The organism is Brevibacterium sp. CT2-23B (assembly GCF_013168765.1).
Classification (GTDB): Bacteria; Actinomycetota; Actinomycetes; order Actinomycetales; family Brevibacteriaceae; genus Brevibacterium; species Brevibacterium sediminis.
Genome location: NZ_JABBYK010000007.1, coordinates 40,260 through 66,311, shown reverse-complemented (window position 1 = coordinate 66,311; position 26,052 = coordinate 40,260). Strand labels below are relative to the sequence as shown.

Sequence of the window (26,052 nt, the reverse complement as noted above, 5' to 3'; positions counted from 1 at the left end):
AGAGGCCCCCGCCGCCCGGGCGGCGGGTCGGGCATCGAGATACGCCGGTCGGCTCACCCGATCGAACGGGTCAGCGCGCTGCCGGTCGGGCCGGCGCCCTGCCGGTCGAGCAGGGTCCGGCCTCAGCGGACGGGGACGTCGAGGGTCTGTCCGGGGTGAACCGTCGGGGTGTCCAGGTGGTTGATCTCGACGATATCGGCAACGACATCGCGGGTGTCGCGGTCGATGCCGAGATTCGAAGCCACGGTCCACAGCGATTCGCCCTCACCGACGACGACTGACTCGGCGTCGATGCCGATGCTCTCCGTCTCCGATTCGGCGACAGCAGCGGCCGAGAACGACTGGGTGGCGAGGAGGACCGCCCCGCCGATGACGACGAGAGCGACGAGCAGGGTCCGGAGAAGGCGCACAGCCTGGCGTCCACGAGGGGTCAGGTGCAGCTCGGTGTTCTGTGCAGACATCGCATTACCTCTTTCATTCGTACGATTCCACCAGTAATCGGTAGAACGTCTGTTCTATTCAACATGCCAATCGAACAAATGTCCAGTCCAACTCGAACATCTATGCGACAATGAGAGGGAACCAGCGTTGTTGATTGATCTGTCAGAACCATCTCAGTCGGCACTGACACGAGAATTTCCGAAGCGGAGATCACGGCGTTCAGCGGCAGGGAATAGAACGAAGGGGAACGAGCAATGGTTCAGAACAAACGAGGCAGAGGCAGGCCTCGCAACGAAGATGTTGCCAGCGAGATCGCTGCCGCTCGCACCGATGACGACGTCGTGCAGATCCCTGAGGGGTCATCCGGTGAGGGAGATTTCCGCCTCACTCCCCGTCAGCGTCTCGTGCTCGAGACCATCGAACGCGCGGTCGTGACCAACGGCTACCCGCCGAGCATGCGCGAGATCGGCAAGGCCGCCGGGCTGGCCTCCCTCTCCAGCGTCGCCCATCAGCTCTCCCAGCTCGAACGCCTCGGCTATGTCCGCCGTGACCCGAAGCGCCCGCGTGCCATCGAAGTGGTCAATCCGTTCGAAGAGGAAGAGGCCGAGCGCGCGAAGTACGAGGAGCTGGCCAACAACACTGTGCAGGTGCCGGTCGTCGGTCGTATCGCCGCCGGTGGCCCGATCCTGGCCGAGCAGGAAGTCGATGATGTCTTCTCCCTGCCGACCCAGGTCGTCGGCTCCGGTGAGATGTTCCTGCTCAAGGTCGTCGGCGATTCGATGATCGAAGCCGCCATCTGCCACGACGACTGGGTGGTCGTGCGCAAGCAGCACACAGCTGACAACGGTCAGATCGTCGCCGCCCTGCTCGACGGCGAGGCCACGGTGAAGACCCTCAAGCGCAAGGCCGGTCAGCAGTGGCTGATGCCGCAGAACGAGAACTACGAACCCATCGACGGAACCTACGCGCAGATCATGGGCCTCGTCGTCGCCGTCATCCGCCGCCTCTGATCTTCCGTCGGCTCTCCGCAGTTTGAACGCAAAGGCCCGCGACCGATTCGGTCGCGGGCCTTTGCGTCATCCTTCGTCGGTTTCGGCCAGCCTCGCCAGGCTCTTGCGAACGAGACCGGAGTTCGTCGTCGGCCACATCCTTGGCATCGAATTGACGAGGAACCCGGCATACCGGGCCGAGCGCAGCCGCGAGTCGAGCACGGCCACCACTCCCCTGTCCTTGGTCGACCGGATGAGGCGTCCGGCGCCCTGAGCCAGACGCAGGGCGGCATGCGTGGCCGACACCGCCATGAATCCGTTGACTCCCCGCTGGTCGGCATCGCGTGCCCGCGCCTGCATGAGCGGGTCGTCCGGACGTGGGAACGGCAGACGATCGATGATGACCAGACGGTTCGTCCGTCCCGGCACATCGACCCCCTGCCACAGTGACATGGTTCCGAACAGGCAGGTCTGGTCGTCGGCCGTGAACTGAGAGACCAGCGCCGGCAAGCCGTCATCGCCTTGGAGCAGGATCGGGAAATCGAACTTCTTCCGCAGGTGTTCGGCCGCCGCGTTTGCGGCCGCCCGGGAGGAGAACAGGCCCAGTGCCCCGCCGTTCGAGGATTCGACGAGTTCCTCGAGTTCGGTCAGCGCTTCCTCGCTCAGTCCGCTGCGTCCGGGCTTGGGCAGGTGGGAGGCGACATAGAGGATTCCCTGTTTGCCGTAGTCGAAGGGTGATCCGACATCGAGGCTGTCCCATTTCGGGGCGTCGGGTCCGAAGAGTCCCAACGAGGCGGCCACCGCGTCGAAGTTCCCACCCAGGGACAGGGTCGCCGAGGTGGCCACGACCGTTGATTCCTCGAAGATGCCGTTGCGCATGGTGCCGGCCACGCTCAAGGGCGCGACGACGAGATTCGTCGTCTCCTTCTCCCGGAAGGTCGAGCGCGAGAGCCAGATGACGTCGTTCTTGCCCGGGTCACAGAAGCGTTCGGCGAGTTCGAAGATCTCCTGGCAGCGTGCCTTGGCCATCTGCCGGCCGGCATCGGCGTCCTCGGTCTTGCCGCCGATGTCGTTGATGATCTGGCGGGCGGAGTCGCGGATCTGTGCCAGGGCCAATCCGAGCGCCTCGCTCATGTGGAGGATGAGTCCCTCGGGCACCGAGGCCTGCGCACGTTCGAGAGCCGCCGCGGCGGAGTCGAGCAGTGACACGACTCCGTCCTGGACGGTGGTGTGTTTGCGTACGGAGCTCGTCGCGGCCGAGAGCATACTCGTGTTGATCTGCCCGGACAGGGCGCTGGTCACCCGGTCCTTGAGTTCGTGGGCCTCGTCGATGATGATGACATCGTGCTCGGGCAGCACGTTCGATTCCCCGAAGGCGTCGATGGCCAGCAGGGCATGGTTCGTCACGACGATATCGGCTTCGGCGGCTTTGTTCCGGGCGATTTCGGCGAAGCATTCGGTGAACAGCGGACAGTTCGAACCGAGGCAGTCGAAGGCGTTGACGGACACCTGTGACCAGGCACGATCGCTGACGCCGGGCAGGAGGTCGTCCCGATCGCCGGTGTCGGTGGTCTTCTCCCAGGTGCGGATCCGCTGGATCTCCTCCCCCAGACCGGAGCGTTCGGTGGGTTTGCGTCCCGCCTCGGCGTCGGCACCGAGGTCGAAGAGCATGCCCTCGCCCTCGTCGGGGTACCCGCCGGCGAGCTTGTGCTTGCACACATAGTTTCGGCGGCCTTTGAGCAGTGCCGCCCGAGGCAGCGGATCGAGGTCCTTCTTCACGGCCTTGAACAGCCGGGGCAGGTCGCGGTGGATGATCTGCGTCTGCAGGGCCAGGGTCGCCGTTGATACGACGACCTTCCCGCCGGTGCGGGTGACGTACTCGGCCGCCGGCACGAGGTAGGCCAGCGATTTGCCGGTGCCGGTTCCCGCCTGCACGAGCAGATGGATTCCCTTGTCCAGCGACGAGGCGACCGCCTGCGCCATCTCCTGCTGACCCTCGCGTGGCGATCCGCCGATGGCGCCGACGGCGGATTCGAGGAGGGTGTCGACAGTCTTCACTCGTCGATGACCAGGTCCGGACGTTGGAATTCGCGCAGTTCGTCGACGAGTTCGGTCGGCACCTTGGCCTGCAGGCTGGTGCCCTCCGTGCCGTGCGATTCGTGTTCGACCGTGCCGAGGGCGTAGATCTTCGACACGAGGTCACCGCGTTCATAGGGAATGAGCACCGTCATGTCGATGTCCGGGACGGGAAGGCGGCCCTCGATGGCCTCGATGAGGTCGTCGATCCCTTCCTTCGAGACGGCGGAGACGAACTGGGCGTCGGGATACTCCGCTCTCAGGCCGGTGATCACGGCCTCCTCGGCGATATCAGCCTTGTTGAACACAAGGAGTTCGGGGATTTCCCCGGTCTCGACATTTTTGAGGACGTCGCGCACGGCCTGGATCTGACCATGCGGATCCGGGTGGGACGCATCGACGACGTGGAGGAGCAGATCCGAACCTGCGGCTTCTTCCAGGGTCGAGCGGAAGGCCTCGACGAGCTGATGGGGCAGGTTGCGGACGAACCCGACGGTGTCCGTGTAGGTGAAGACGAGGCCGTCGGCGGTCTTGGCCTGCCGGACGGTCGGGTCGAGGGTGGCGAACAGGGCGTTCTGCACCATCACCTCGGCGTCGGTGAGCAGGTTGAGCAGGGAGGACTTGCCCGCGTTCGTGTAGCCGACGATCGCGACTGAGGGCACGTGGTGGCGGGCGCGGTTCTTCCGCTTCGTCTCCCGCGAGGGCGCCATGGCGTTGATCTCGCGGCGCAGCTTCGACATGCGCGTACGGATGCGGCGACGATCGAGTTCGATCTTCGTCTCACCGGGTCCGCGGGAGCCGATTCCAGCACCGCCGGCGACACGACCGCCGGCCTGCCGGGACAGCGATTCACCCCAACCGCGCAGTCGCGGCAGCAGGTATTCGAGTTGGGCGAGTTCGACCTGGGCCTTGCCTTCGCGAGATTTCGCGTGCTGGGCGAAGATGTCGAGGATGAGCGCGACGCGGTCGACGACCTTGACCTTGATGACGTCCTCGAGTCCGCGCCTCTGGCTGGGGGCGAGCTCGGAGTCGATGATCACGGTGTCGGCGCCGACGGAGGCGACGACCTCGGCGAGTTCGGCGGCCTTGCCCTTGCCGAGGTAGGTGCCTGGGTCCGGCTTGTCGCGACGCTGGATGAGTGCGTCGAGGACTTCGGATCCGGCGGTTTCGGCGAGTGCGGCGAGTTCGCGGATCGAGTTCTCGGCTTCGGCCTGGGTGGTGTTCCAGATGCCGGCGAGGACGACGCGTTCGAGGCGGACCTGACGGTATTCGACCTCGGTGATGTCTTCGAGCTCGGTGGAGAGTCCGGCGACGCGGGTGAGTGCGGCGCGCTCGGCGAGGTCGAACTGGTCATCGCCCGGGGTGGTGTCGTGATCGTCGAGGGCTTGGGCGCCTCGGGAGAGCACACGGTCGAGCATCGCGTTGCGACGCTCCTTGTCTTCAGACGTCATTCATTCCTTTGTTCTCTGCCGCCCGCACGGGACTTCTCGTGCGGACGTCGTCATGCTTGCCACCGGTCGCGGCGATTCGCACCGACGGTGGTGTCCATCAATTCTCCCACAGCCGTCTAGACTGAAACGGTGTCAGAGCACTATTTCACCGAATCGCCGAGCAGCGAGGCCAAGTCACGGGAACTCAACCTCGATCTGGCCGGCCGCGCCGTCACCGTCGAAACCGTATCCGGCACGTTCTCGCCCACTCGCCTCGACCTCGGCACGGCTGTGCTGCTGCGGCATCTGCCAAAGCCGCCGGCCGGCGATATCCTCGATCTCGGGTGCGGTTGGGGTCCGATCGCCCTGCACACGGCCTTGGATGCCCAGGACGCCGAGGTGGATGTGCGAGTGTGGGCGCTCGATGTCAACTCCCGGTCCCTGGAGACCACCGCGGCGAATGCGCGCAGGCTGGGTCTCGATACGATCAACACCGTCACCGCCGCGGATGTTCCCGCCGACCTGCAGTTCGCAGCGATCCGGTCGAATCCGCCGATCCGCATCGGCAAGGAAGCGCTGCACGAACTCCTGCAGACGTGGCTGCCACGTCTGGCCCCGGGTGGCCGCGCCGATCTCGTCGTGTCGAAGAACCTCGGTGCCGATTCACTGCAGAAGTGGATCGCCGGGATGCTCGGTGACGGTTTCGAGGTCGTGCGCACAGGTTCGTCGAAGGGCTTCCGCGTGCTCACGGTCGAACGCGACTGAGTTCAGCCGATCGTGCCGCTGGCGACGAGGACGGCTGGGCCGGCGAGGCTGACGCGTCCGCTCGTGCCCTCGGCGTCGGGTTCGATCTCGATGCGCAGCTGACCGCCGGGCACGTCGACTCTCCACTGCAGAGGCGACTTCTCGCCGGCCCAGTGGTGGGCTGCGATCGCTGCCGCGCAGGCTCCGGTTCCGCAGGAGCGGGTCTCACCGACGCCGCGTTCGAACACGCGCATGCGCAGGGCGCCTTCTCCCCCGGCCACATCGGATCGGGCCGGTTCCATGACGATGTATTCCACATTGGATCCCTGCGCCGGGACGGGGTCGAGGACGGGTGCATCACGCAGTTCGGCTGCGGCGAGTTCGGCGTTCTCGGCCAGGGCGACGACGGTGTGCGGGTTGCCGGTGGCCACGCGCAGTCCGGGACGGGCGACGTCGATGCCGCCGGTGGTCACGAGTACGCTGCTCGCGGGGTCGAGTGACCATTCGCCCATGTCGATGGTGTACCAGGCGTCGCTGGCGGATCCGGGTCCGGCTGTACCGGTGTCGACGACGTCGTCTCCGGTTTGGACGCCGAGGGCCGGATTGAGGGTGGAGCGCACAGCTTTGATGCCGTCACGGGTGCCGACGAGGATCTCGCGGGCATCGGCAGGGACGCGACCACTGGTCACAAGCGCGTGGGCGAAGACGCGAACTCCGTTGCCGCACATCTCGGAGAGGCTGCCGTCGTTGTTGTAGTAGTCCATGAACCATTCGGCACCGGCGGCGGCCTGTTCGGCAGCTCCCGGGATGCCGCTGGCTGCGGAGCGGACGATGCGGATGATGCCGTCTGCGCCGAGTCCGGCGCGTCGGTCTGCGAGCGTGGCGACGGTCTCGGGATGCATCTCCAGTGTGCTGTCGTCGTCGGAGAGCAAAACGAAGTCGTTCTGGGTGCCGTGCCCCTTGACGAAGCTGACATCGGTCCAGGCGGCGAACGGGGTATCCGAAGTGCTCATGGCTCCATCTTATCGGTGAGCGTCCAGTCGGGTCTTCAGTGCCCGTTCAGGACGTCGAATGCGGCCGCCATGCCGTCAGCGATCGCCCAGCGCATCAAGTGCGGCCGCCAGATTCTGTTCGGCGTCGGCGGCGCTGCCGTCGATCCAGCGAATGCGCGGGTCGCGGCGGAACCAGGTGTCCTGTCGGCGTGCGAACTGCCGGGTGCGAACCGTCGTCTCTTCCTTCGCCTGGGCGGCGGTGAGCTCTCCGGCCAGATGCCGTTGGATCTGTGCGTATCCGATGGCGCGTGATGCCGTCTTGCCGTCGGCCAGCCCTTCGTCGAGCAGCCGCGTCACTTCGTCGACCCATCCCTGGTCCCACATGAGCTCGACTCGGGTGGCGATGCGCTCATGCAGAATCGCTCGGTCCATGCCCAATCCCAGATGGACTGTCGGTTCGATCTCCTGATAGTCCGGCAGTTGGGCGCTGAAGGGACGTCCTGTGAGTTCGATGACTTCGAGCGCTCGTGCAATACGTCGCTGGTCGTTGACGGTGATCTTCTCGGCCGCCTTCGGGTCGAGTTCGCGCAGCTTCTGATGCAGCATCCACCGGTCTGTTGCGACCTCGGCCTCGAGGCGAGCCCGCACCTCGAGGTCGGTGCCGGGAAACTCCATATGATCGACCGCGGCACGAACGTAGAGCCCGGACCCGCCGACGAGGATCGGCCGCAGACCGCGCCCCCGGATGTCGGCAATCGCTGCCCGCGCACGTGCCTGAAAGTCCTGCACGTTCGCCTCTTCGGTGACGTCGAGGATATCGATGAGGTGATGCGGAATCCCCCGACGCTCATCGATCGGCAGCTTCGCCGTGCCGATGTCCATCCCTCGGTAGAACTGCATCGAATCCGTGTTGACGATCTCCCCGCCGAGGCGGTCGGCCAGATCCAGCGCAAGGTCCGATTTCCCGGTGGCGGTGGCTCCGACGACGGTGATGATCGGCGAAGTGTCCTCAGCCATCGGCGATCACTCCCAGAGTCCGGTGCCGCAGAGTGTCCGGACTTCGTGGACACGTTCGTCGATGACCGGTTCCAGAGTCGAGACTCGCGCGCCCTGGTCAACGGCGTGGCGGAAGCCTGCAGCCAGCACACCGAGGTTGGCGGCCATGGCCTCTGCTTGGTCGCAGAGGTCGAGCAGTCTTTCGGTGTCGATCGACGTCCCGGAGGTGAGTGTCTCGCTGACGGCATGATCGAATTCCGCGGCGCCGTCGATCGGGGCCAGGGGTGCGTCCTCTGTTGCGGCTCCGGACAGGTCGATCGGCAGCAGAAGGTTCTCGCTCGATCCGAGCGGTCCGATGTCGACGCCGGCGGCGTGAGCGTGAAGGATCGCGACGATGACGGCGGGGTCGGCCGCCTCGGCGAGTCTGCGTTCATCCGTCGTCAGGGTGTCAACGGTTTCGACCCAGTCGGACCCGGACAGCAGCCGACCGGTGCGAGTATCGACGCCGCGATCGATTCCCCAGCCGCCGAGCCCGGCCACGGGTGGCAGGGTCTCGACGGGCAGGGCCCAATTGGTCCGCGTCTTCACAGTGTCGCGGATGGCGGTCCGCAGTTCGGCCATTCGCGCCGTCTCGCTGCGGTCGATGTTCTCGAGCAGCACGGGAGCTGCCGGGATGATGGCGAAGGCGCCCATCTCAGCCGCGGGGGCGGATGGTCGGCATGCCGAGGTTCGTTGCACCGGCGGCACCCTGTCCGGGGCTCGGTGCGCCACAGCTGTCGGCCTGAGCCCGGTCGTAGGCGTCACCGGCTCGGGACGGGCGTACGGAGAATCCGGAGTCGGCGAGGAGGAAGTAGGGTTTCGCCTCGGTGACGGTGGCGGTGACGAAATCACCAGGCCGCGGCATCTGGGCGCCTTCGGGGATTCCGACGTGGACGAGGCGGTTGTCGGCGGCGCGACCGCTCAGTCGTGGGGAATCGCCATGGGGCAGTTTGGTCACGAGCACCTCGACCTCACGGCCGATTTGGGCTTTGTTCTCGTCCCAGGCGATCTCGTCCTGGAGCGCGGTGAGGCGTTCGAACCGTTCCTGCACGACGTCCTTCGGAACCTGGTTGTCCATCGTGGCCGCCGGTGTGCCGGGGCGGATGGAGTACTGGAAGGTGAAGGCCTGGGAGAAGCGGGCACGGCGGACGATGTCCATCGTGCCTTGGAAGTCCTCTTCCGTCTCTCCGGGGAAGCCGACGATGATGTCGGTGGTGATGGCAGCGTGCGGGATGCGTTCGCGCACGGTGTCGAGGATGTTCATGAACCGTTTGGTGCGGTAGGACCGCCGCATTGATTTGAGAATCGTGTCCGAACCGGACTGCAGCGGCATGTGCAGCTGCGGCATAACTGTCGGGGTCTCTGCCATGGCGTCGATGACGTCGTCGGAGAAGGCGGCCGGGTGCGGGCTGGTGAAGCGGACCCGTTCAATTCCGTCGACGTTGCCGACGGCGCGCAGCAGTTTCGCGAATGCGCCTTTGTCGCGGAACTCGGCGCCGTAGGAGTTGACGTTCTGGCCGAGCAGGGTGACTTCGACGACTCCGTCGGCGACGAGGGCTTCGACCTCGGCGAGGATGTCGCCGGGGCGGCGGTCCTTCTCTTTGCCGCGCAGGCTGGGCACGATGCAGAAGGTGCACGTGTTGTTGCAGCCGACCGAGATCGACACCCACCCGGAGTGCTGGGATTCGCGGCGGCTGGGCAGGGTGGAGGGGAAGACGTCGAGGCTTTCGAGGATCTCGACCTGGGCTTCCTCGTTGTGGCGGGCGCGCTCGAGCAGCGCCGGCAGGGATCCCATGTTGTGGGTGCCGAAGACTACGTCGACCCAGGGGGCCTTCTTCACGATGGTGTCCCGGTCTTTCTGTGCCATGCATCCGCCGACGGCGATCTGGAGGCCGGGGTGGTTCTCTTTGACCTTCGCGAGCTGGCCGAGGTTGCCGTAGAGGCGGTTGTCGGCGTTTTCGCGGACGGCGCAGGTGTTGAAGACGACGACGTCGGCCTGGTCGTCGGTGTTCGCCTGAACGTAGCCGGCATCGTCGAGCAGTCCGGACAGACGCTCGGAGTCATGCACGTTCATCTGACATCCGTAGGTCTTGACCTCGTAGCTGCGAGGGGTGGTTCCGGATGTCGTCGGGGAGTCAATCAGTTCAGTCATGGCGCACCCATTCTAGCCGTTCCCCACGTGCCGTTTCAGTCTTCTGCGAGCACTTCCCGTGTGACCTTGATGCAGATCGCCGAGGGGAAGCCGCGGCGGGCGAGCATGCCGAGGATTCTGCGCTCTCGCACCGCATAGTCGAGGCGCCTGGTGGAGGCGGCTTTCTTCTCGGCGACTTCGCGGGCGAGTTCTTCCTCGCCGTCGATGTCGGCCACTGCGTCGGCGGCCAGTTCGGGGCTGATGCCCTTCTTGCTCAGTTCGCGTTTGAGCACGGACCGGGAGAGTTTCCGGTTCTCGCGCTGTGCCCGTGCGAAGCGGTGGGCGAACTCTTCGTCGTTGAGCAGACGCGAGTTCTGCAGCTTCTCGATGAGGACATCGATCGCTTCGGGCATGAGGTCGCGTTTGAGGAGCTTCTTGCGCAGTTCGTCGCTGGAGTGATCGCGCATGGCGAGCATGTTCATCGCCGTCTTCTTCGCCTGCGCGTAGTCCGCGTCGAAGTCGGGGGCGTCGTCTTCGTCGTCGTCGAAGCCCAGCCCGGGACCGGCAGTGAAGTCGGGTGGACCGTCGCTGTCATCCAGGAAGTCGGGTCCGGCATCGCCATCGCTCGCCAGGAAATCTGGACCATCGTTCTCGGCTGCAAGGAAATCGGGGACGTCGATGAAGTCCGGAGTCGAGTCGGTACCGCCTTCGACCCACCCGTTGTCCGGGGTCTGCTGCTGTCGCTTCCAGTCGCTGGAGTTCTTCTTGCGCTTCGAACCCGAGTTCTTTCGTTTGTCGGTTCGACCATTGCCACCGGTGACATCGTCGTCGTCGAGTCCGGAGGGGCCGGCGAAGAACCCGGCTTCTCCTTCGGCATGACGTTGGTCGATCTCCGAGATCGCACTGCGCAGCTGCGAGAGCGTCTCGGTCTGAGACGAATCGCTCCGACCCGAGTCCCCCGCACCGACCGTGTCGGTCGATGCGGCGGGCTCGCGGTCGGCGAACTCGTCGTCAGTCGACGAGGCGTCAGGAGACTTCGACGTCATCCGTCTGTGCTTCTCCGGCCGCCTCGGCGCCTTCCTCAGGTTCGTCGACCTGGATCAGGCCGAGCTTGTGCTTGATCTTCAGCTCGATCTCTTCGGCCAGGCCCGGGTTGTCGCGGAGGAAGTTGCGGACGTTCTCCTTGCCCTGACCCAGCTGATCGCCGTCGTAGGTGAACCAGGATCCGGACTTGCGCACGATGCCGTTGTCGACGCCCATATCGATGAGGCTGCCTTCGCGGGAGATGCCGTGGCCGTAGAGGATGTCGAACTCGGCCTGCTTGAACGGCGGAGCGACCTTGTTCTTCACGATCTTCGCACGGGTCCGGTTGCCGACCGCGTCCTGACCTTCCTTGAGGGTCTCGATGCGGCGGACGTCGATGCGCACGGAGGCGTAGAACTTCAGTGCCTTACCGCCCGAGGTGGTCTCCGGCGAGCCGAAGAAGACGCCGACCTTCTCACGCAGCTGGTTGATGAAGATCGCGGTGGTCTTCGACTGGGCCAGGGCACCGGTGATCTTACGCAGTGCCTGCGACATCAGGCGAGCTTGCAGGCCGACGTGGCTGTCGCCCATCTCGCCTTCGATTTCGGCCTTGGGCACGAGGGCGGCGACGGAGTCGATGACGATGATGTCGAGGGCACCGGAGCGGATGAGCATATCGGCGATCTCGAGTGCCTGCTCACCGGTGTCCGGCTGGGAGACGAGGAGCTGATCGGTGTCGACGCCGAGCTTCTTCGCATACTCGGGGTCGAGTGCGTGCTCGGCATCGATGAACCCGGCGATTCCGCCGGCCTTCTGTGCGTTTGCGACGGCGTGGAGAGCCACGGTCGTCTTACCGGAGGATTCCGGACCGTAGATCTCGACGACGCGACCGCGCGGCAGACCGCCGATGCCCAGAGCGATATCGAGTGCGACCGAACCGGTCGGGATGGAGGCGATGGGCTCACGCACACCGTCGCCGAGGCGCATGATCGCGCCCTTGCCGTAATTGCGATCGATCTGGCCCATTGCGGCTTCGAGTGCCTTCGACTTGTCTCCGCCGGTGGGAACCTGAAGGTTCTTGGGTGTACGTGCCATGACGTCTCCTCTTCGTTGCTTTTCCGTTGAGACCAAGGCTAGAAGATGGCACTGACATAACGACAGAGGAAGCGATTCCCCCGTGGATAACCAGCCACTCGTGGTCACAGGTCCCGTGATTCCTCACCAGGATAACCCACATGGGAACAGGTGTTCTATATATTCGGGTGTGTCGCGTGTCTCCGCGAGAGTCAGGCCTGGGCCAGACCCAGCTGCCAGGTGAGGCCGAAGCGGTCCCCCACCCACCCGAACGGGCCGAATCCGTAGTCGTCGAGCGGCATGAACACAGTTCCGTCTGCGCTCAGTGCGGTGAAGAGGCGTTCGAGCTCCTCGGCCGATTCGCAGTCGACCATGAGTGACACGCCAGGGGTGATGTCCCACTCGTGTGCGACGAAGCTGTCGCTGAAGCGCAGTCTCTGTCCGGCGATCTCGATCTCGGACATGATGACCGTGCCCTCGGCGCCCGGACCGTCGGGACCGTACCGATTGTCGAGGATCACTCGCCCGTCGGCGAAGAGCTCGACGTAGGTGTCCATGGCCTCGGCAGCGCTCTGGCCACGGCTGGGCTGAAAAGTGATGAACGGGACGGCCTGATTCATGCGGTCAGTCTACACTCGACCGGCACGGCGCCGACAGAGAACGACCGGCGCTGTTCCGAGCAGACAGAGTCACATACGGTGCGAGGCAGCTCCGATCCAGCAGAACGGCGTCGAGCCTCGGTCAGAACGGAGTTGAGCGCGGCTTCTCCTTGCCGAGGCGCCGAGATTCGGGAACACCCATGGAATCGCAGACGGCGGTCCAGATGTCGCGGGGTTCGACTCCGGCTTCGAATGCCTGGGCCGCGGTCCGCGAACCCAAGGAGCTCAGAGTGAGGTCGGTGTGCAGGGAGGCGGCGCGAGCCTCACCGAACTCCTCGTTCATGAGGATCCAGTAGAGCGTGTGCCGCATCAGGGCTTGGCGGCCAGCCGCGGAGCAGAGTATCCCTCGGGGTGACCGAGGACCTTGTCCGAGAGCTCCTGCGGAATGGTGTCGGGGATCTGCACGCCTTCTTCGAGAGCGAAGCGATCGGACACAGACGACAGCAGTGCCGACAGCGGCAGGTCGAGTGCTTCGCAGATCGCCGACAGCAGCTCCGAGGAGGCTTCCTTCTGTCCGCGCTCGATTTCGCTGAGGTAGCCGAGCGAAACGCTGGCCCCGGTCGAGACATCGCGAAGGGTGCGTCCTTGACGACGGCGGGCGGAACGAAGTGCGTCGCCGATTTCGACTCTCAGTAACATAACGCGGCCCTCCCTTTGTCAGCGCGTCCCGTCAACGTAGTTCCAATAACTTTACAACCTGGCCGTGACACAGCACCAACCTGGTGCCCCGAGCGGATGGTATTGCCAGTCCATTCGAAGACTTTGGAGAATTTTCGTCCGATGGTCATCACCCGGTCAACCCCACAGCAGACGAACTTATTCCGTGACGTCCTCGCCAGTATTCGACGCCTGCCCGGCCTCGGGCCCGAAGGCGAGTTCGCCGACGAATTCGTCGAGGTTGACGGCCATCGCCTGCACGGTCTGGCTGCGGATGGAATCGCGGTCGCCGGTGAACTCGTGTTCGAAGACCTTCGCCTTCCCGCCGAAGGCGATCGCCGTGTAGACGAGTCCGACCGGCTTGTCGTCCTGCGGATCGGGACCGGCGACGCCGGTGCAGGAGATCCCGATATCGGCGACGCACTGCACGGCCGTACCAACGGCCATCTGCGCGGCGACGACCGGGTCGATCGGTCCGGTCTCCTCGAGGTGGTCGGCATCGACTCCGGCCAGGCTCGCCTTGAGGTCGGTGGCGTAGGTGACCAGTCCCCCGCGCACCACGGCGGAGGCCCCCGGCACATCGACGAGTGAGGCGACGAAGCGTCCCCCGGTCAGCGACTCTGCCGACGCCAGCGAGATCCCCAATCGAGTACAGGTGGAGATGATGCGACGCGCGGTCGCCATTCGCTCGGACTCAGCCACGCTGCGCGTCCCCGCCGGTCTGCGTGCTCCCACCGCTCTTCGCGTCCTTGTACAGCTTCGCCGCCTGCACGCAGTAGTCGACGCCGGTGACGATGGTGACGACGATGGCCGCGGTCATGATGATCCAGGCGAAGACGAGGAGGATGACGTAGACGACGGAGGGCACCACGTCCGAGAGCGGGAAGACCAGCAGGAAAAGTCCGATCGCAGCGGTCTGCAGCACGGTCTTGATCTTGCCTCCGCGTGAGGCGGGCATGACGGCGATGCGGATCATGAAGAACCGCAGCACGGTGATGCCGAATTCGCGGACGAGGATGATCACGGGCACCCACCACGGCAGTTCGACGATGATCGCCAGACCGATGAGCGCGGCCGCCATGAGCGACTTGTCGGCGATGGGGTCGGCGATCTTGCCGAAGTTCGTGATGAGGTTGTTCCGCCTGGCCAGGTAGCCGTCGACGAAGTCGGTGAACATGGCCAGCAGGAACACGATGAGCGCCCACCAGCGCAGGGTCACATCGTTGCCGCCGTCTGCCAGCAGAAGCACGAGAAACAGGGGCACCATGAGGATGCGCAGCACCGTGAGTGCGTTCGGGACATTCCACGGACTCGGTTCCGCAGAGGGCTGCTGAGAGGCTCCGGCCTCGACTCGATCGTTCACGCATCCAGCCTATCGGAGTGAGCTGAGCAGATCATTCCAACCTGGACCATCTCAACGACAATCGCCGAGGCGGCGCACCGTCGGTACGGTGCGCCGCCTCGGCGAGGGGTGGGGTTCGGATGAGGTCAGCGGCCGGTGAGCTGCCAGGCGTCCTCTCCGCTGGCTTCGACGACCTCGAGTCCGGTCTCCGGATCGACGTCACCGACGGTGAGGTCGCCGGCATGGCCGACGCCGTTCGCGTAGCGGTCGGACGATGCCGAGCTGTACGCCGACGCCGAGCTGTGAGAGGTCTCGCCGTAGTCGTCGTCGAACTCCTCGTCATAGTCCCCGGCTGCCGAGGCGTGCCCGGAACCGGTCTGTCCGGACTGGCCGTGGACTCCGTCGGTCGGGACGTTGGCAGGGGCGCCGCCGGAATCCTCGGGCGGGGTCTCGCCCTTGATGATGGCCAGGGTTCCCGGCAGGTCGTCGGGGCGCACGAGCACGTCGCGGGCCTTCGACCCCTCGGAGGGTCCGACGATTCCGCGGGACTCCATGAGATCCATGAGGCGACCTGCTTTGGCGAAGCCGACGCGCAGCTTGCGCTGCAGCATCGAGGTCGAGCCGAACTGCGTGGTGACGACCTGCTCGATCGCCTGGAGCAGCAGGTCGAGGTCGTCTCCGATGTCCTCGTCGATCTGCTTCTTCGGCGCTTCGACGGCCACGTCTTCGCGGTAGTTCGGGGTGAGCTGGCTCTTGACGTGTTCGACGACCTTCTCGATCTCGGACTCGTTGACCCAGGCGCCCTGGACACGCATCGGCTTGGCCGCACCCATCGGCAGGAACAGGGCGTCACCCTGACCGATGAGCTTCTCCGCACCGGGCTGGTCGAGCACGACTCGCGAGTCGGCCAGCGACGAGGTCGCGAACGCCAGACGGGAGGGAACGTTGGCCTTGATGAGGCCGGTGACGACGTCGACGCTGGGGCGCTGGGTGGCGAGCACCAGGTGGATGCCGGCGGCACGGGCCAGCTGCGTGATCCGCTGGATCGAGGCTTCGACGTCGCGCGGGGCGACCATCATGAGGTCGGCGAGCTCGTCGACGACGACCAGCAGGTACGGGTAGGGCTGGAGGACGCGTTCGGATCCGGCAGGCGGCTGGATGCGGCCCTCGCGGACGGCCTTGTTGAACTCCTTGACGTGCTTGAACCCGTAGTTCGCGAGGTCGTCGTAGCGGGCATCCATTTCGCGCACGACCCATTCGAGCGCCTCGGCGGCCTTCTTCGGGTTCGTGATGATCGGGGTAATGAGGTGCGGGATGCCTTCGTAGATCGTGAGCTCGACGCGCTTGGGGTCGACGAGAATCATGCGCACCTCGTCAGGGGTCGCGCGCATCATGATCGAGGTGATCATGGAGTTCACGAAGCTCGACTTACCGGCACCGGTGGCACCGGCGACGAGGAGGTGGGGCATCTTCGAGAGGTCGGCGACGACGAATCCGCCTTCGACGTCCTTGCCCACGCCCATGACCATGGGGTGATCGGTCTTGCGGGCAGCCTTCGAGCGCAGCACATCGCCGAGCGCCACGTTCTCACGGTCGGTGTTCGGGATCTCGATGCCGATGGCCTTCTTGCCGGGGATCGGCGAGAGGATGCGGACATCAGCGCTGGCCACGGCGTAGGCGATGTTCTTCGACAGGGCCGTGACCTTCTCGACCTTCGTGCCGGCGCCGAGCTCCACCTCGTAGCGGGTGACCGTCGGTCCGCGGGAGAACCCGGTGACCTCGGCGTCGATCTTGAACTGCTCGAGCACATCGCGCAGGGCTTCGACGACACGGTCGTTGGCCTCGGAGCGTTCCTTCGCGGGAGGTCCGGGCTGGAGGTTGTCGGAGGCGGGCAGGGTGTAGGTGACGTCGCCGGCGAGGGTGAGCTGTTCGACGCGTTCGGGCAGCTGCTCCGTGGGCGGAGGTGCGGGTGCGTTCGTCGTCGGCACCGGCGCCGAGGCGGCGGCGGGCTCGGACTTCTTCGCCTGGTTCGCGGCGTCGTCGTCCATCCCGATGGTCTTCTTCAGCTCGGCCATCTCGCGTTCGGCCTTGGTGGGCCGGCGCTGGCCGGGCTTGAGCTTCGGCTCCGGGCTGGTCTCGATACGCGTGGTGTCGGCTTCTTCGTCGCTGACGTCGTCTTCGTGGATGTAGGCCTTGTCGTAGGCCTTCGTGGCGGTGTCGTCGTCGGCGGATTCGGCGTCGAGATCGGGGATCTCGGTCTTCTTCTTCCGGCTGCGGCGCTTGGCGCCCATCACGGGTTTGAGGTCGGAGGTCCGGCCGTTCTCGGCAACGAGGTCGGACTGTTTGGTCTCGGTCGCCTCGGCGTCGGTTTCGGGTCGGGCACCGCCGGTGAGTCGGTAGTACAGGTCGGTGAGGCGACGGGGAATCGCGCGCACCGGTGTCGCGGTGACGACGAGCAGGGAGAACAGCCCGAGGAGGACGAGCAGCGGCACCGCTACGTACACGGTGGTCGCAACGACCAGTGGTGAGGACACGACGAATCCGAGCGCGCCTCCCCCGTTGGCCATGGCTTCTCGGGAGTTCGTGAAGGTCGGGTTGCCGGCGGCGATATGGGCCAGGCCCGAGGCTGCGAGCAGGCCGAAGATCATCCCGATGAGGATGCGGTTGTTGCCGCGGTTGTCGTCGCCGCGCAGGAACAGGCGGATCGCGTAGCAGGTGAAGACCACCGGCAGGGCGAGTGCCACCCGGCCGAAGGTGCCTTCGACGATTCCGCGGACGCCGTCGCTGATCGCGCCGGGGATGTTCCACCATTCGAAGGCGGCGATGATGATCGAGAGTCCGATGAGGAAGAAGGCTGTGCCGTCCCGCTTCGTCGGTGATTGATCGGTCGGTTCGTCGCTGAGAGTCTTTCGCGCACGGTTTCCGGCCATGTGGGCCACTCCCCTCCATGCACCGGTGACAACGTTTGTCCCGGGTTCTTCGGTCCCCGCTTGACCGGACCGACCAGCGTTTTTGCGCGCTGTGCGTTTCCCGGAACCAGAAGCGGGGGAAGTCGTTCTGGTCGCCATGTCTCTCATCTTAGGACGATATTGCGCTCCTGCCCAGCAAATCCGCAGGTTTCGGCGTGCCACCAGGGGCGATGTTCGGCTCCGCGTGTCACTGCGGCTGCGCTAGCCCGGAACATGCGATTTTGCGGCCGTGAGCAAGCTAAGTGTGCTCAGATTGCCCGTTATCCTAGACATTCTGGCATTCTGAGCACACTTAACTTGTCATTCGCGGCAGCGCATCGCGCGTCGACATAACTGTCACCGGCGTTATCAGCGGGATCCCGGCCGCCGTCAGCGGTCATGCGGATCGCTCGGGTGCATGGCGATGAACAAGCCCCACTGCTTTGCACCGTCCTTGTTGCGCCGGCTGCGGAACTCTTCGAACAGCTCATCGATGCGAGCCCGGAACTCCTCGACCTCATCCTCGGTGAGCATCGCCGCCATCCGACCCATCGTCCGCTCCTCATACGGTGCAGCGGTGAACTCGGCTGTGAAGGCCTCGAGCATCTCGGTCGTCATATCGCCGGTGTTGAGGAACCAGCTCTTGCCCGTGGCTAGGTACGGGATTTCCCTGGACCCGCGCTTGCCGCGACGCGCCTCCTGAGGTTCGAGGAATCCGGTGTCGGCAAGCATCCGCACATGATGGAGCGAGGTCGCGGGATTGAGGCCGGTCGCCTCGGCGATCTCTCGATTGCTCAAGGCCTCGTCCAGACACAGCCGCAGGATCCGAATCCGAATGCTCGACGCCAGCGCCTTGGCCTCGGCATCGGTGGCGTCCCTGCGCTCCACGGCTCGGGCGAGGGCGGCCGCGGCAGGTGTGTCATCGTTCATGCCTCAACGCTAACGAGTGATCGGGAGAAGTCAATCAATCGTCCAAAGTGATTGACTTTCCTCAATCGCTCGTGGAGCATTACTGATTGACAACCCTCAATCACTGACCTTCAATCGCTGATCCTCCGCCCGTCGTCTCGAGGAAGAGCCATGGCAGCAGCCGACCAACCACCGTCGAGCGAACCACAGCCGCAGCACGGGTCCGCCTCATCGCAGCGGCCGAAGCACGTCTCGCTGTGGAGACACCGCGATTTCATGAAGTTGTGGGCAGGCGACACGGTCTCTGTGTTCGGATCCGAGCTCGTCCTCTTCGCCCTCCCCCTCATCGCCGTGCAGCTCCTCCACGCCGACGCCTTCGAAATGGGAGTGCTCGCAACGCTGGAATCCGCGGCTTTCCTGCTCATCAGCCTGCCCGCCGGGGCCTGGGTCGACCGTCTGCCGAAGAGACTCGTCATCGTCTCCGGCGACATCATCCGTGCCGCCATTCTCCTGACCATCCCGCTGACCTGGGCGTTCGATGCCCTGAGCATGGTCCAGCTCTATCTCGTCGCGGCCGGGGTCGGAATCGTCAGCGTCTTCTTCGACATCGCCAATCAGTCCTACCTGCCGGAACTCGTCGACGGGGAAGCGATCTCCGACGGCAACGGCAAGCTCCAAGCCAGCCAGCAGACTGCCGGAGTCGCCGGTCCCACTCTGGCCTCCGGGCTGGTCACCGCGATCGGTGCCCCACTGACCATCGGACTGACCAGCATCTGCATGGGACTCTCCAGCATCCTCGTCGGACTCATCAGACACCGCGAAACCCCACGGCCGGCCGCGGGCCGGGCCGGATTCGTCGCCGAGATTCGGGAGGGACTCGGTTTCGTGCTCGGTCACCCGCTGCTGCGCCGGATCACTGCCTGCACAGGTCTGACGAACTTCGCGTCGTCGGGTATCTTCGCGCTCCTCGTGCTGTACGCACTCACCACGCTCGGTCTTCACCAGGTCGAACTCGGAATCATCATGTCCGTCGCCTCGGCCGGTGGCATCCTCGGCGCACTCACGGCGGCATGGGTGCAGAAGATCCTCGGCGAAGGAACGAGCATCGCTGTGTCCGCGCTGATCGGCGGTCTCTGCTTCCTCGGTGTTCCGCTCGCTTCCGTCCTGCCGGCGCTGCCGACCCTGCTGATCAGCTGGTTCCTTGTGACCTGGGCGGTCGTCGTCTACAACATTGCGCAGGTGAGCTTCCGGCAGCGTTTGTGCCCGAAGCCGCTGCTGGGCCGGATGAACGCGTCCATCCGCTTCCTCGTATGGGGACCGATGCCGTTGGGCGCCTTCCTCGCGGGCATCCTCGGCGACCGGCTCGGGGTGACGACGGCGATGTGGATCCTGGCAGCCTGCGCGTTGCTCGGCTCACTGCCGGTGCTCGCCTCCCGCCTGCTGCGGATGAGGGATCTCCCCCGCGAATTCGATCTGCTCGCCGAGGCGACCGACCCGATCTCACCGTCGGCGGAGGTCGAAGACCGCGGTTGAGCTCTCCTGCCAATAGCCAGATAAGTGTGCTCAGATTGCACATTTTCTTCGCCTATTTGGCAATCTGCGCACACTTAACTTGCCGTTCGGCGAAGAATCGGTCGGTTCGGGGAAGAATCAGTCCGTTGGCGGCAGAATCACTGCGGCCAGGCAGCGCCGAAGCCGTCGATCGAAAGAGATCGGGAGTGACCAAGACGAGCCCGCCCTACCTCAGCGGGTGGCGTAGAGGTGCTCGGGGCGGCCGGTGTTGCCGTACTGCAGGGACACTGTGATCGTGCGGGCTTCGGCGAGCTTCGCCAGATGCCGCTGCGCGGTCGCACGGGAGGCGCCGACCGCCTCGGCGACCTCGAGAGCCGTCATCGGACCGCTCGCCTCCTCGAGCGCGGCGAGGATCCGGGTCGTCGTCGACGATCCTGCCGGGCTCGCTCCGGTCCCGCCGACGGCCGCGGCATCGTGGAGGTTGCGCAGCTGCCGCTCGAGGTCGGTCTGCCCGACCTTCTCCCGCTCCCAATAGCGGAGGAACCGCGCATAGCGGCGCAGGAAGTTCTGCAGCACCTCGGCGGCGAAGGGCTTGACGATGTACGTCATCGCCCCCGCGCGCAACGACGAGCGGACCACCTGCGGATCCGTGACCGCCGAGAGCACGATCGCCTCGATATCGGTCTCGCGGATGAGTTCGACCCCGGTGCCCTCGGGCAGGACGTAGTCGACGAGAAGCAGATCGACCTCGTTCTCGGCGATGACCTCGCGGGCCGTCTTCAGGTCGCGGACGGGTTCGAGCGCCGTGAAGCCGGGCACCTCGTCGACGTACCGGGCATGGATCTGCCCGACGAAGAAATCGTCATCGAGCACGAGAACGTTGACCATCATCTCTCCTCATCTTGCTGAAATTCATCGAGGGCATCGGGCAGGCGCATGCCGAAGCTCGCCCCGCCGAGGTCCGGGTCGTGGCCGTCGATGAGCCACACCGCTCCCCCGCCCTTCTCCGCGACGCGGCGGCTGAGCGCAAGTCCAATGCCGAGTCCGTGGCCGTCCCCGGTGCCGGTTCCGGTGGTCAGTCCGATCCCGAAATCCGGCGCCGAGGCGGCCGTCGAGGTCGAGAATCCCTCGTCGAAGATCTTCCCCGCCACCTCGTCGTCGATCCCGTCGCCGGTGTCCGTGACGACCGCGTGGAGCTCCGTCCCGGAGCTGAGCACCTGCACTTCGACTCGGCCTCCGTCCTCGGCGTACCGCCGGCCTGCGACGGCCGCACGGACAGCATTGTCGATGAGGTTGCCGAGGATGAGCGTGACTGCCTCCGGGTCGCGGACCGCACCGACGGCCAGGGAGTCAGGGGTGACGGCCAGGGCCACTCCAGCCTCGGCGGCGGTCGTTCCCTTCGCTTCCAGAACTGCGCGCAGGTACGGGTCGGACACGAGGTCGATGTCCTCGACGGGAGTCGTGATCGGCCCGGTGCCCAGCAGTGAGGACAGGTAGGTGTGGGCCTCATCGGTGGCGCCCGTGTCGACGAGTCCGAGCACGGTGTGCAGCCGGTTGGCGAACTCGTGCCGCTGAGTGCGCAGGGCCCGAGCCATCGCGGTGACGGACTCGAGCTGGCGAGCCATCGTCAGCATCTGGGTCTCGTCGCGGAGGGTCACGACCCCGCCGACCGAGACCCCGTCGCGTTGGACCCGCACGGCCGTGGCCAGCAGGATCCGGTCGCCGATCGTGATCCGCCGCCGCAGCGCCCCGTCCGCCGGGGCGTCGGCCATGAGCGCGGTGATCTCATCGGGCACATTGACGAGTTCGTCGTCGGAGATGGCGGCCAGTTCGCGGTCGGATTCCCCCGCCGAGGCGGCTCCGTCGTTCGCGCCGTCCGTGCCGTTCACACGGTCCGCGCCGCCCGCGCGGTCGACGTGCTTCGCCGAGGCGGCACCGAGCAGCTCCTTCGCGTTCGAATTGCTCAGGGTCAGCTTCCCGTTCGTATCGAATCCGAGCACTCCGTCGTCGAGGCCGTGGAGCACGGCCCCTTGGTCGCGGGCCATCTCGGCGAGCTCTTCGGGTCCGACGCCGAGCGTCTCCCGCCGCAGCCGGCGCCCGAGCATGACGGAGACGACCCCGCCGAGCGCGAGGGCGAGCACCGCCACGGTGCCGAGCAGGATGAGTTCGCGGCGGACATCGGCGTCGAGCACAGAGGCGAAGATGCCGACCGAGACCTCACCGACGACGGTCTTGCCGTCCTCATTCGAATAGATCGGCACCTTCGCGCGCACCGTCTCGCCCAGGGTCCCGGATTCGTGGGAGACGTTCTCGCGTCCGGCCAGTGCCTCCTCCGGCGACGTCGAGACCCTGTGCCCGATCTTCGACCGATCAGGGTGGGTGAGTCGGATGCCGCGATCGTCGGTGATGACGGCGAAGCTGATGCCCGAGCGGTCGCGCAGATCATCGGTGATCGCCAACATCGAGGTCACGAGCTGCTCATCGGGTTTCTCGGCATGCTCGGCCGAAGCCTGGGTGGCGGCGGCGCGGACGTCCGGATCGATCGCCAGCGTGCGGGCAGTGGCCAGCGCCTTCGTCTCGGTCACCTCGGTGACGGTGCGCGCACCCATCCACGCGAACACTCCGGTGACCAGGGCGAGGATCACGATGACGAGCGCGAGCTGAGAGATCAGCACACGTCGGGAGAACGAACGATGGGACCGGGGCACGCGCTCAGCGTAGCCGCGTTTGAGCGCAATGCGCAAAAGGCGCGCAACGATCTAAACGCCATCAGTGCACACAAGCGCGCGCGGCCCGTGATCTGGGCCCTACGGTGTTTCGAGCCTCACATTCGCCTTCGAAGGAGAAGCTCGTGCTTGTCATTCTCGGTTTCGCCATGATCCTCGTCTTCATGACGCTGATCATGACCAAACGACTCTCGCCGATCCTCGCGCTCATCCTCGTGCCCACGATCTTCGGCCTCTTCGCCGGGGCCGGTCTGGGCATCGGGGACATGGTCATGGACGCGATCGCCTCGATGTCGTCGACAGCAGCGCTGCTGCTCTTCGCCATCATCTACTTCGGCATCATGATCGACGTCGGCCTCTTCGACAAGCTCGTCGAGTTCATCCTCAAGGTCGCCGGCAACGACCCCGTCAAGGTCGTCCTCGGCACCGCACTGCTCACCGGCGCCGTGTCCCTCGACGGTGACGGATCGACGACGTTCATCGTCGTCACCGCGGCCATGTTGCCGATCTACCAGCGCCTCGAGATGTCACCCGTGGTGCTCACCTGCGTCGCCGGCCTCATCAACGGCACGCTCAACATCGTCCCGTGGGGCGGCCCGACTGCCCGAGCCTCCTCGGCGCTGCAGATCGACGCGAACGAGATCTTCGTCCCCATGGTTCCTTCCCTGGTGGCCGGCCTGCTCGTGTGCCTCGTCTTCGCCTACGTGCTCGGCATCTCCGAACGTCGCCGCCTGGCCAAGAACGGCGTCACCTGGGTCGAGGACCGCGGTTCGAATCGTCGCATGGACCTCGTCGGCGCCGTGGCCGGAGCCAGCACGACCGCGGGTTCGTCCGCGGGCACCACCGCGGGTGGTCACGGACACGGATCCGGCTCGGCCGCCTCGGCGAATGATGACACCACCCCCGAGGCGGGACCCGCCTCCGCGAACGACACAGGCGATTCCGCCGGTTCCGGCACGGGCCTGTCGAACACCGCGCTCGATCCCAACCGCGCAACGCTGCGTCCGAAGCTGTTCTGGTTCAACCTGGCTCTGACCGTGGCCGTGATGGTCCTGCTCATCATCGACATCCTGCCGCTGCCGTACCTGTTCATGATCGGCACCGTCATCGCGCTCATGGTCAACTTCCCGAAGATGAAGGACCAGCAGGAGGAGCTCGCCTCCCATGCGACCGCGATCATCTCCGTCGTGGCCATGGTGATGGCCGCGGGCGTGCTCACTGGCATCATGTCCGGCACCGGAATGGTCGACGCGATGGCCGAATGGCTCGTCGAGGTCATCCCGAACTCGATGGGCCCCTACATGGCTGTCATCACCGGCCTGCTGTCGATCCCGATGACGTTCTTCATGAGCAACGATGCCTTCTACTTCGGCATCCTGCCCGTGCTCGCCGAGACCGCCTCCCACTTCGGCATCTCCGCTGCAGATATGGCCCGCGCCTCGATCACCGGCCAGCCCGTGCACATGCAGTCGCCGCTGGTGCCCGCGATCCTGCTGCTCGTGTCCCTGTCCGGCGTCGAGCTCGGCGATCACCACAAGAAGGTGCTGTGGCGCGCGCTCATCGTCGCCCTCGTCATACTCGCCGTGGGTGTCGCCGTCGGCGTCATCGGAATCGGCTGAGCGGAGGACTGCGATGACTGACCTCTATTCGACTCCGCAGCGCCGCTTCCCTGCCCCGTCGCTGCAGGTCACTGCCTCACCGAGCATCGATTCGGCTTCAAATACTGTGGTCCTGGCGCTGCGCCCGGATGCCTCGGATGAGGTGCTCGAGCAGGCGATCGCCGCGGCCCGCCGTGAGAACGCTGCGGTGCAGGCGGTCGTGTTCGGCACGGATACGACGACGGCCCCGTCGACGTCGTCCCTGTCCGAATGCACCCGGTTGGGGGCTGCCCTCGCCGAGGCGGGGCTCGAGTATGCCGTCCACCGTTCCGGGCCCGACCCGGCCGAGCAGATCCTCAGTCTCGCCGACGAGCACGATGCCGCACTCATCGTCATGAGCACGAAGCGACGCTCGCCCGTGGTGAAGCTGCTCCTCGGGTCGAGTGCACAGCAGGTCATCCTCGAGGCCGAGTGCCCGGTGCTGTTGGTCAAGTAGAAGTACGGAGCCGGCCGCACGAATTTGGTCGCCCGGCCTCGGTGGCGCGACGCTAGATTCCGGCGATCCCGCGGCCCGGAGCCAGGATTCCTCGAGGGTCGACCAGTTTCTTGATCTCGCGCAGACCCGACCGCCCCGGCTGCGGACCCCAAGCGTCCACCTCGTTCCAGACCGGTGCGGGTGCGTGGATCAGCCGGGCGGCGATGACATGCAGGCCGAAGCTGCGCAGATGCTCGAGGGCCACTCGGGTGGCCACCCCCGGTTCGGATTCCGGTGCGCCGATGCCCAGTTCGAACGTGCCCGTTGCACTGCCGCGCAGCTGCAGCGGATAGCCGATCGTCGTCTCCAGTCGGGCGACGGCATCGATGAGCGTCGGAATGAAACTCGGCACCACGGATACTCCGATAGTCGCGGCCAGTCGCGCCCTGCGCCCCCACCATTCCGGCTCCCCGCACGGGGTCGCACCGGGGTTCCGATCGACGAGGTGGCCCACTTCGGCCTCGACTTCGTCGGTCTCCCCTTCGATGAGGACCACTGTCGCCGCCAGTGAACCGGGTGGGCGTTCGATGACGACCGCGTCCGGGACTCTGCGGGCGATGAGGAGATCGGCAGCCGCCTCGGTGCCGGGAATCCAGACGAATCTCTGCGCTGCGGGGCGCTCTGTCAGACGGATCTCGGCCGCGGCGATGATCGCTCGGGTTCCCCAGGATCCGGTGACGAGTCCGGGCAGATCGCGGCCGCCCAGGTCCCGGTGGAGCCCGTGAGAGGTGCGGGCGATGGTCCCATCGGCACCGACGACGGTCACGGATTCCACGGTCTCGGCCAGGCGGGGACGGCGCAGACTGCGGGGCCCGGTGGCCGCGGTGGCGATCATGCCACCGAGGGTGGCGCCGGCTTCGATGCGGTCGGCGGGAAGGTCGCCGAGGAGCTCCAGATCTGACTGTGCGGCGAACCTGGTCAGGGCGCTGATCCGGGAGCCGGCTCCGGCACGGATGGTGCCGCCTCGAGGATCGGCCGCCTCGGCGATGGATGTCAGGTCGATGAGGAGCACCGGAGTGGAGACCGGCGGATGATCGTCGAAGGCGGTACCGCCGCCAAACACGGTCACGGTGCGGTGCTCGGCATGGGCGCGGGCCATGAGCTCGGAGAGTTCGGCGATGTTTGAGGGGCTGGCCAGTCGGGGCAGTTCGTCTGTGGTCAGGCTCATCCCCACCTCCGTAGGTCCATCCGTCGTCGGCACCTCCCACCTGCGGGTCGAGTTGGAACCCTC

At 65.8% G+C, this 26,052-nt stretch carries 24 protein-coding genes; 5 read left to right on the top strand and 19 right to left on the bottom strand.

The window, feature by feature from the left end:
- Positions 1-122 precede the first annotated feature (122 nt).
- Positions 123-461, bottom strand: a complete 339-nt coding sequence (locus HIM68_RS17000) for a LysM peptidoglycan-binding domain-containing protein (RefSeq protein WP_062244074.1) — start codon at positions 459-461, stop codon at positions 123-125.
- 234 nt (positions 462-695) lie between these two features.
- On the opposite strand from HIM68_RS17000, the gene lexA reads away from it, so the two are divergent.
- On the top strand, positions 696-1,451 hold the full coding sequence (gene lexA, locus HIM68_RS16995) for a transcriptional repressor LexA (RefSeq protein WP_092012603.1): 756 nt from the start codon (positions 696-698) through the stop codon (positions 1,449-1,451).
- 66 nt (positions 1,452-1,517) lie between these two features.
- Here lexA and HIM68_RS16990 read toward each other — a convergent pair whose 3' ends face one another.
- Positions 1,518-3,488 (bottom strand): ATP-dependent DNA helicase, encoded by a 1,971-nt coding sequence (locus HIM68_RS16990; protein ID WP_172174430.1) that lies wholly within the window; start codon positions 3,486-3,488, stop codon positions 1,518-1,520.
- A complete protein-coding gene (hflX, locus tag HIM68_RS16985) occupies positions 3,485-4,957 on the bottom strand; it encodes a GTPase HflX (protein WP_172174427.1) in 1,473 nt (490 codons plus the stop codon). Before hflX ends, HIM68_RS16990 begins: the two co-directional genes overlap by 4 nt.
- A 129-nt stretch (positions 4,958-5,086) precedes the next feature.
- On the opposite strand from hflX, the gene HIM68_RS16980 reads away from it, so the two are divergent.
- The gene (locus HIM68_RS16980; RefSeq protein WP_172174424.1) at positions 5,087-5,701 is read left to right on the top strand and encodes a methyltransferase; all 615 of its coding nucleotides are present in this window, start codon (positions 5,087-5,089) and stop codon (positions 5,699-5,701) included.
- 2 nt (positions 5,702-5,703) lie between these two features.
- Here HIM68_RS16980 and dapF read toward each other — a convergent pair whose 3' ends face one another.
- The 13 genes from dapF to HIM68_RS16915 form a co-directional block, all read right to left on the bottom strand.
- Positions 5,704-6,693, bottom strand: coding sequence for a diaminopimelate epimerase (dapF, locus tag HIM68_RS16975; protein WP_172174422.1), 990 nt, complete (start codon positions 6,691-6,693; stop codon positions 5,704-5,706).
- A 75-nt stretch (positions 6,694-6,768) separates the two neighbouring features.
- A complete protein-coding gene (gene miaA / locus HIM68_RS16970; protein ID WP_172174420.1) occupies positions 6,769-7,689 on the bottom strand; it encodes a tRNA (adenosine(37)-N6)-dimethylallyltransferase MiaA in 921 nt (306 codons plus the stop codon).
- Positions 7,690-7,695: 6 nt separating this feature from the next.
- Positions 7,696-8,361 carry a hypothetical protein gene (locus HIM68_RS16965; protein WP_172174417.1) on the bottom strand — a complete coding sequence of 222 codons (666 nt, stop codon included), beginning with the start codon at positions 8,359-8,361 and terminating at the stop codon, positions 7,696-7,698.
- Between the two features lies 1 nt (position 8,362).
- Entirely contained in the window at positions 8,363-9,859 is a 1,497-nt protein-coding gene (miaB, locus tag HIM68_RS16960) for a tRNA (N6-isopentenyl adenosine(37)-C2)-methylthiotransferase MiaB (RefSeq protein WP_172174414.1), read from the bottom strand.
- A 35-nt stretch (positions 9,860-9,894) separates the two neighbouring features.
- Positions 9,895-10,884 (bottom strand): regulatory protein RecX, encoded by a 990-nt coding sequence (locus HIM68_RS19085; protein ID WP_253904030.1) that lies wholly within the window; start codon positions 10,882-10,884, stop codon positions 9,895-9,897.
- A complete protein-coding gene (recA, locus tag HIM68_RS16950; protein ID WP_139908395.1) occupies positions 10,865-11,956 on the bottom strand; it encodes a recombinase RecA in 1,092 nt (363 codons plus the stop codon). The genes HIM68_RS19085 and recA overlap by 20 nt, the downstream gene beginning before the upstream one ends.
- 191 nt (positions 11,957-12,147) lie before the next feature.
- Entirely contained in the window at positions 12,148-12,555 is a 408-nt protein-coding gene (locus HIM68_RS16945; RefSeq protein ID WP_172174411.1) for a VOC family protein, read from the bottom strand.
- Between the two features lie 121 nt (positions 12,556-12,676).
- Positions 12,677-12,904 (bottom strand): DUF3046 domain-containing protein, encoded by a 228-nt coding sequence (locus HIM68_RS16940; RefSeq protein ID WP_139470110.1) that lies wholly within the window; start codon positions 12,902-12,904, stop codon positions 12,677-12,679.
- Positions 12,904-13,233, bottom strand: a complete 330-nt coding sequence (locus tag HIM68_RS16935) for a helix-turn-helix domain-containing protein (RefSeq protein ID WP_098731348.1) — start codon at positions 13,231-13,233, stop codon at positions 12,904-12,906. The genes HIM68_RS16940 and HIM68_RS16935 overlap by 1 nt, the downstream gene beginning before the upstream one ends.
- A 177-nt stretch (positions 13,234-13,410) precedes the next feature.
- Positions 13,411-13,953, bottom strand: coding sequence for a CinA family protein (locus HIM68_RS16930; RefSeq protein ID WP_367647572.1), 543 nt, complete (start codon positions 13,951-13,953; stop codon positions 13,411-13,413).
- On the bottom strand, positions 13,946-14,614 hold the full coding sequence (gene pgsA, locus HIM68_RS16925) for a CDP-diacylglycerol--glycerol-3-phosphate 3-phosphatidyltransferase (protein WP_172174408.1): 669 nt from the start codon (positions 14,612-14,614) through the stop codon (positions 13,946-13,948). The genes HIM68_RS16930 and pgsA overlap by 8 nt, the downstream gene beginning before the upstream one ends.
- A gap of 125 nt (positions 14,615-14,739) precedes the next feature.
- Positions 14,740-17,523: a DNA translocase FtsK gene (locus HIM68_RS16920; protein WP_172174405.1), complete on the bottom strand. Its 2,784-nt coding sequence runs from the start codon at positions 17,521-17,523 to the stop codon at positions 14,740-14,742.
- A gap of 408 nt (positions 17,524-17,931) precedes the next feature.
- Complete coding sequence (locus tag HIM68_RS16915) at positions 17,932-18,471, bottom strand: transcriptional regulator (RefSeq protein WP_172174402.1); 540 nt, start codon at positions 18,469-18,471, stop codon at positions 17,932-17,934.
- 150 nt (positions 18,472-18,621) lie between these two features.
- Here HIM68_RS16915 and HIM68_RS16910 point away from each other — a divergent pair, with 150 nt between their 5' ends.
- Positions 18,622-19,983: an MFS transporter gene (locus HIM68_RS16910; protein ID WP_172174399.1), complete on the top strand. Its 1,362-nt coding sequence runs from the start codon at positions 18,622-18,624 to the stop codon at positions 19,981-19,983.
- A 210-nt stretch (positions 19,984-20,193) separates the two neighbouring features.
- Here the strand turns inward: HIM68_RS16910 and HIM68_RS16905 are convergent, their stop codons facing one another.
- Together HIM68_RS16905 and HIM68_RS16900 are read right to left on the bottom strand one after the other, a co-directional pair.
- Entirely contained in the window at positions 20,194-20,853 is a 660-nt protein-coding gene (locus HIM68_RS16905) for a response regulator (RefSeq protein ID WP_253904028.1), read from the bottom strand.
- Positions 20,850-22,670 (bottom strand): ATP-binding protein, encoded by a 1,821-nt coding sequence (locus HIM68_RS16900; protein WP_172174396.1) that lies wholly within the window; start codon positions 22,668-22,670, stop codon positions 20,850-20,852. Before HIM68_RS16900 ends, HIM68_RS16905 begins: the two co-directional genes overlap by 4 nt.
- Before the next feature lie 143 nt (positions 22,671-22,813).
- Between HIM68_RS16900 and HIM68_RS16895 the strand changes: the two genes are divergently transcribed.
- Both HIM68_RS16895 and HIM68_RS16890 read left to right on the top strand, forming a co-directional pair.
- Positions 22,814-24,307: an SLC13 family permease gene (locus HIM68_RS16895; RefSeq protein ID WP_172174393.1), complete on the top strand. Its 1,494-nt coding sequence runs from the start codon at positions 22,814-22,816 to the stop codon at positions 24,305-24,307.
- A gap of 13 nt (positions 24,308-24,320) precedes the next feature.
- Positions 24,321-24,782: a universal stress protein gene (locus HIM68_RS16890; protein WP_172174390.1), complete on the top strand. Its 462-nt coding sequence runs from the start codon at positions 24,321-24,323 to the stop codon at positions 24,780-24,782.
- A gap of 52 nt (positions 24,783-24,834) precedes the next feature.
- Here HIM68_RS16890 and HIM68_RS16885 read toward each other — a convergent pair whose 3' ends face one another.
- Positions 24,835-25,989 (bottom strand): FAD-binding oxidoreductase, encoded by a 1,155-nt coding sequence (locus HIM68_RS16885; RefSeq protein ID WP_172174387.1) that lies wholly within the window; start codon positions 25,987-25,989, stop codon positions 24,835-24,837.
- Positions 25,990-26,052 lie beyond the last annotated feature (63 nt).

Excerpts from the sequence above, each read along its gene's own strand:
- HIM68_RS16890 (WP_172174390.1), top strand. The coding sequence starts at position 24,321 with ATGACTGACCTCTATTCGACTCCGCAGCGCCGCTTCCCTGCCCCGTCG.
- HIM68_RS16910 (WP_172174399.1), top strand. The coding sequence starts at position 18,622 with ATGGCAGCAGCCGACCAACCACCGTCGAGCGAACCACAGCCGCAGCAC.
- HIM68_RS16920 (WP_172174405.1), bottom strand. The coding sequence starts at position 17,523 with ATGGCCGGAAACCGTGCGCGAAAGACTCTCAGCGACGAACCGACCGAT.
- HIM68_RS16905 (WP_253904028.1), bottom strand. The coding sequence starts at position 20,853 with ATGATGGTCAACGTTCTCGTGCTCGATGACGATTTCTTCGTCGGGCAG.
- miaA (WP_172174420.1), bottom strand. The coding sequence starts at position 7,689 with ATGGCTGAGGACACTTCGCCGATCATCACCGTCGTCGGAGCCACCGCC.
- HIM68_RS19085 (WP_253904030.1), bottom strand. The coding sequence starts at position 10,884 with ATGACGTCGAAGTCTCCTGACGCCTCGTCGACTGACGACGAGTTCGCC.
- miaB (WP_172174414.1), bottom strand. The coding sequence starts at position 9,859 with ATGACTGAACTGATTGACTCCCCGACGACATCCGGAACCACCCCTCGC.
- HIM68_RS17000 (WP_062244074.1), bottom strand. The coding sequence starts at position 461 with ATGTCTGCACAGAACACCGAGCTGCACCTGACCCCTCGTGGACGCCAG.
- hflX (WP_172174427.1), bottom strand. The coding sequence starts at position 4,957 with ATGACGTCTGAAGACAAGGAGCGTCGCAACGCGATGCTCGACCGTGTG.
- HIM68_RS16915 (WP_172174402.1), bottom strand. The coding sequence starts at position 18,471 with ATGAACGATGACACACCTGCCGCGGCCGCCCTCGCCCGAGCCGTGGAG.
- HIM68_RS16885 (WP_172174387.1), bottom strand. The coding sequence starts at position 25,989 with ATGAGCCTGACCACAGACGAACTGCCCCGACTGGCCAGCCCCTCAAAC.
- HIM68_RS16940 (WP_139470110.1), bottom strand. The coding sequence starts at position 12,904 with ATGCGGCACACGCTCTACTGGATCCTCATGAACGAGGAGTTCGGTGAG.
- HIM68_RS16945 (WP_172174411.1), bottom strand. The coding sequence starts at position 12,555 with ATGAATCAGGCCGTCCCGTTCATCACTTTTCAGCCCAGCCGTGGCCAG.
- HIM68_RS16965 (WP_172174417.1), bottom strand. The coding sequence starts at position 8,361 with ATGGGCGCCTTCGCCATCATCCCGGCAGCTCCCGTGCTGCTCGAGAAC.
- recA (WP_139908395.1), bottom strand. The coding sequence starts at position 11,956 with ATGGCACGTACACCCAAGAACCTTCAGGTTCCCACCGGCGGAGACAAG.
- lexA (WP_092012603.1), top strand. The coding sequence starts at position 696 with ATGGTTCAGAACAAACGAGGCAGAGGCAGGCCTCGCAACGAAGATGTT.
- HIM68_RS16935 (WP_098731348.1), bottom strand. The coding sequence starts at position 13,233 with ATGTTACTGAGAGTCGAAATCGGCGACGCACTTCGTTCCGCCCGCCGT.
- dapF (WP_172174422.1), bottom strand. The coding sequence starts at position 6,693 with ATGAGCACTTCGGATACCCCGTTCGCCGCCTGGACCGATGTCAGCTTC.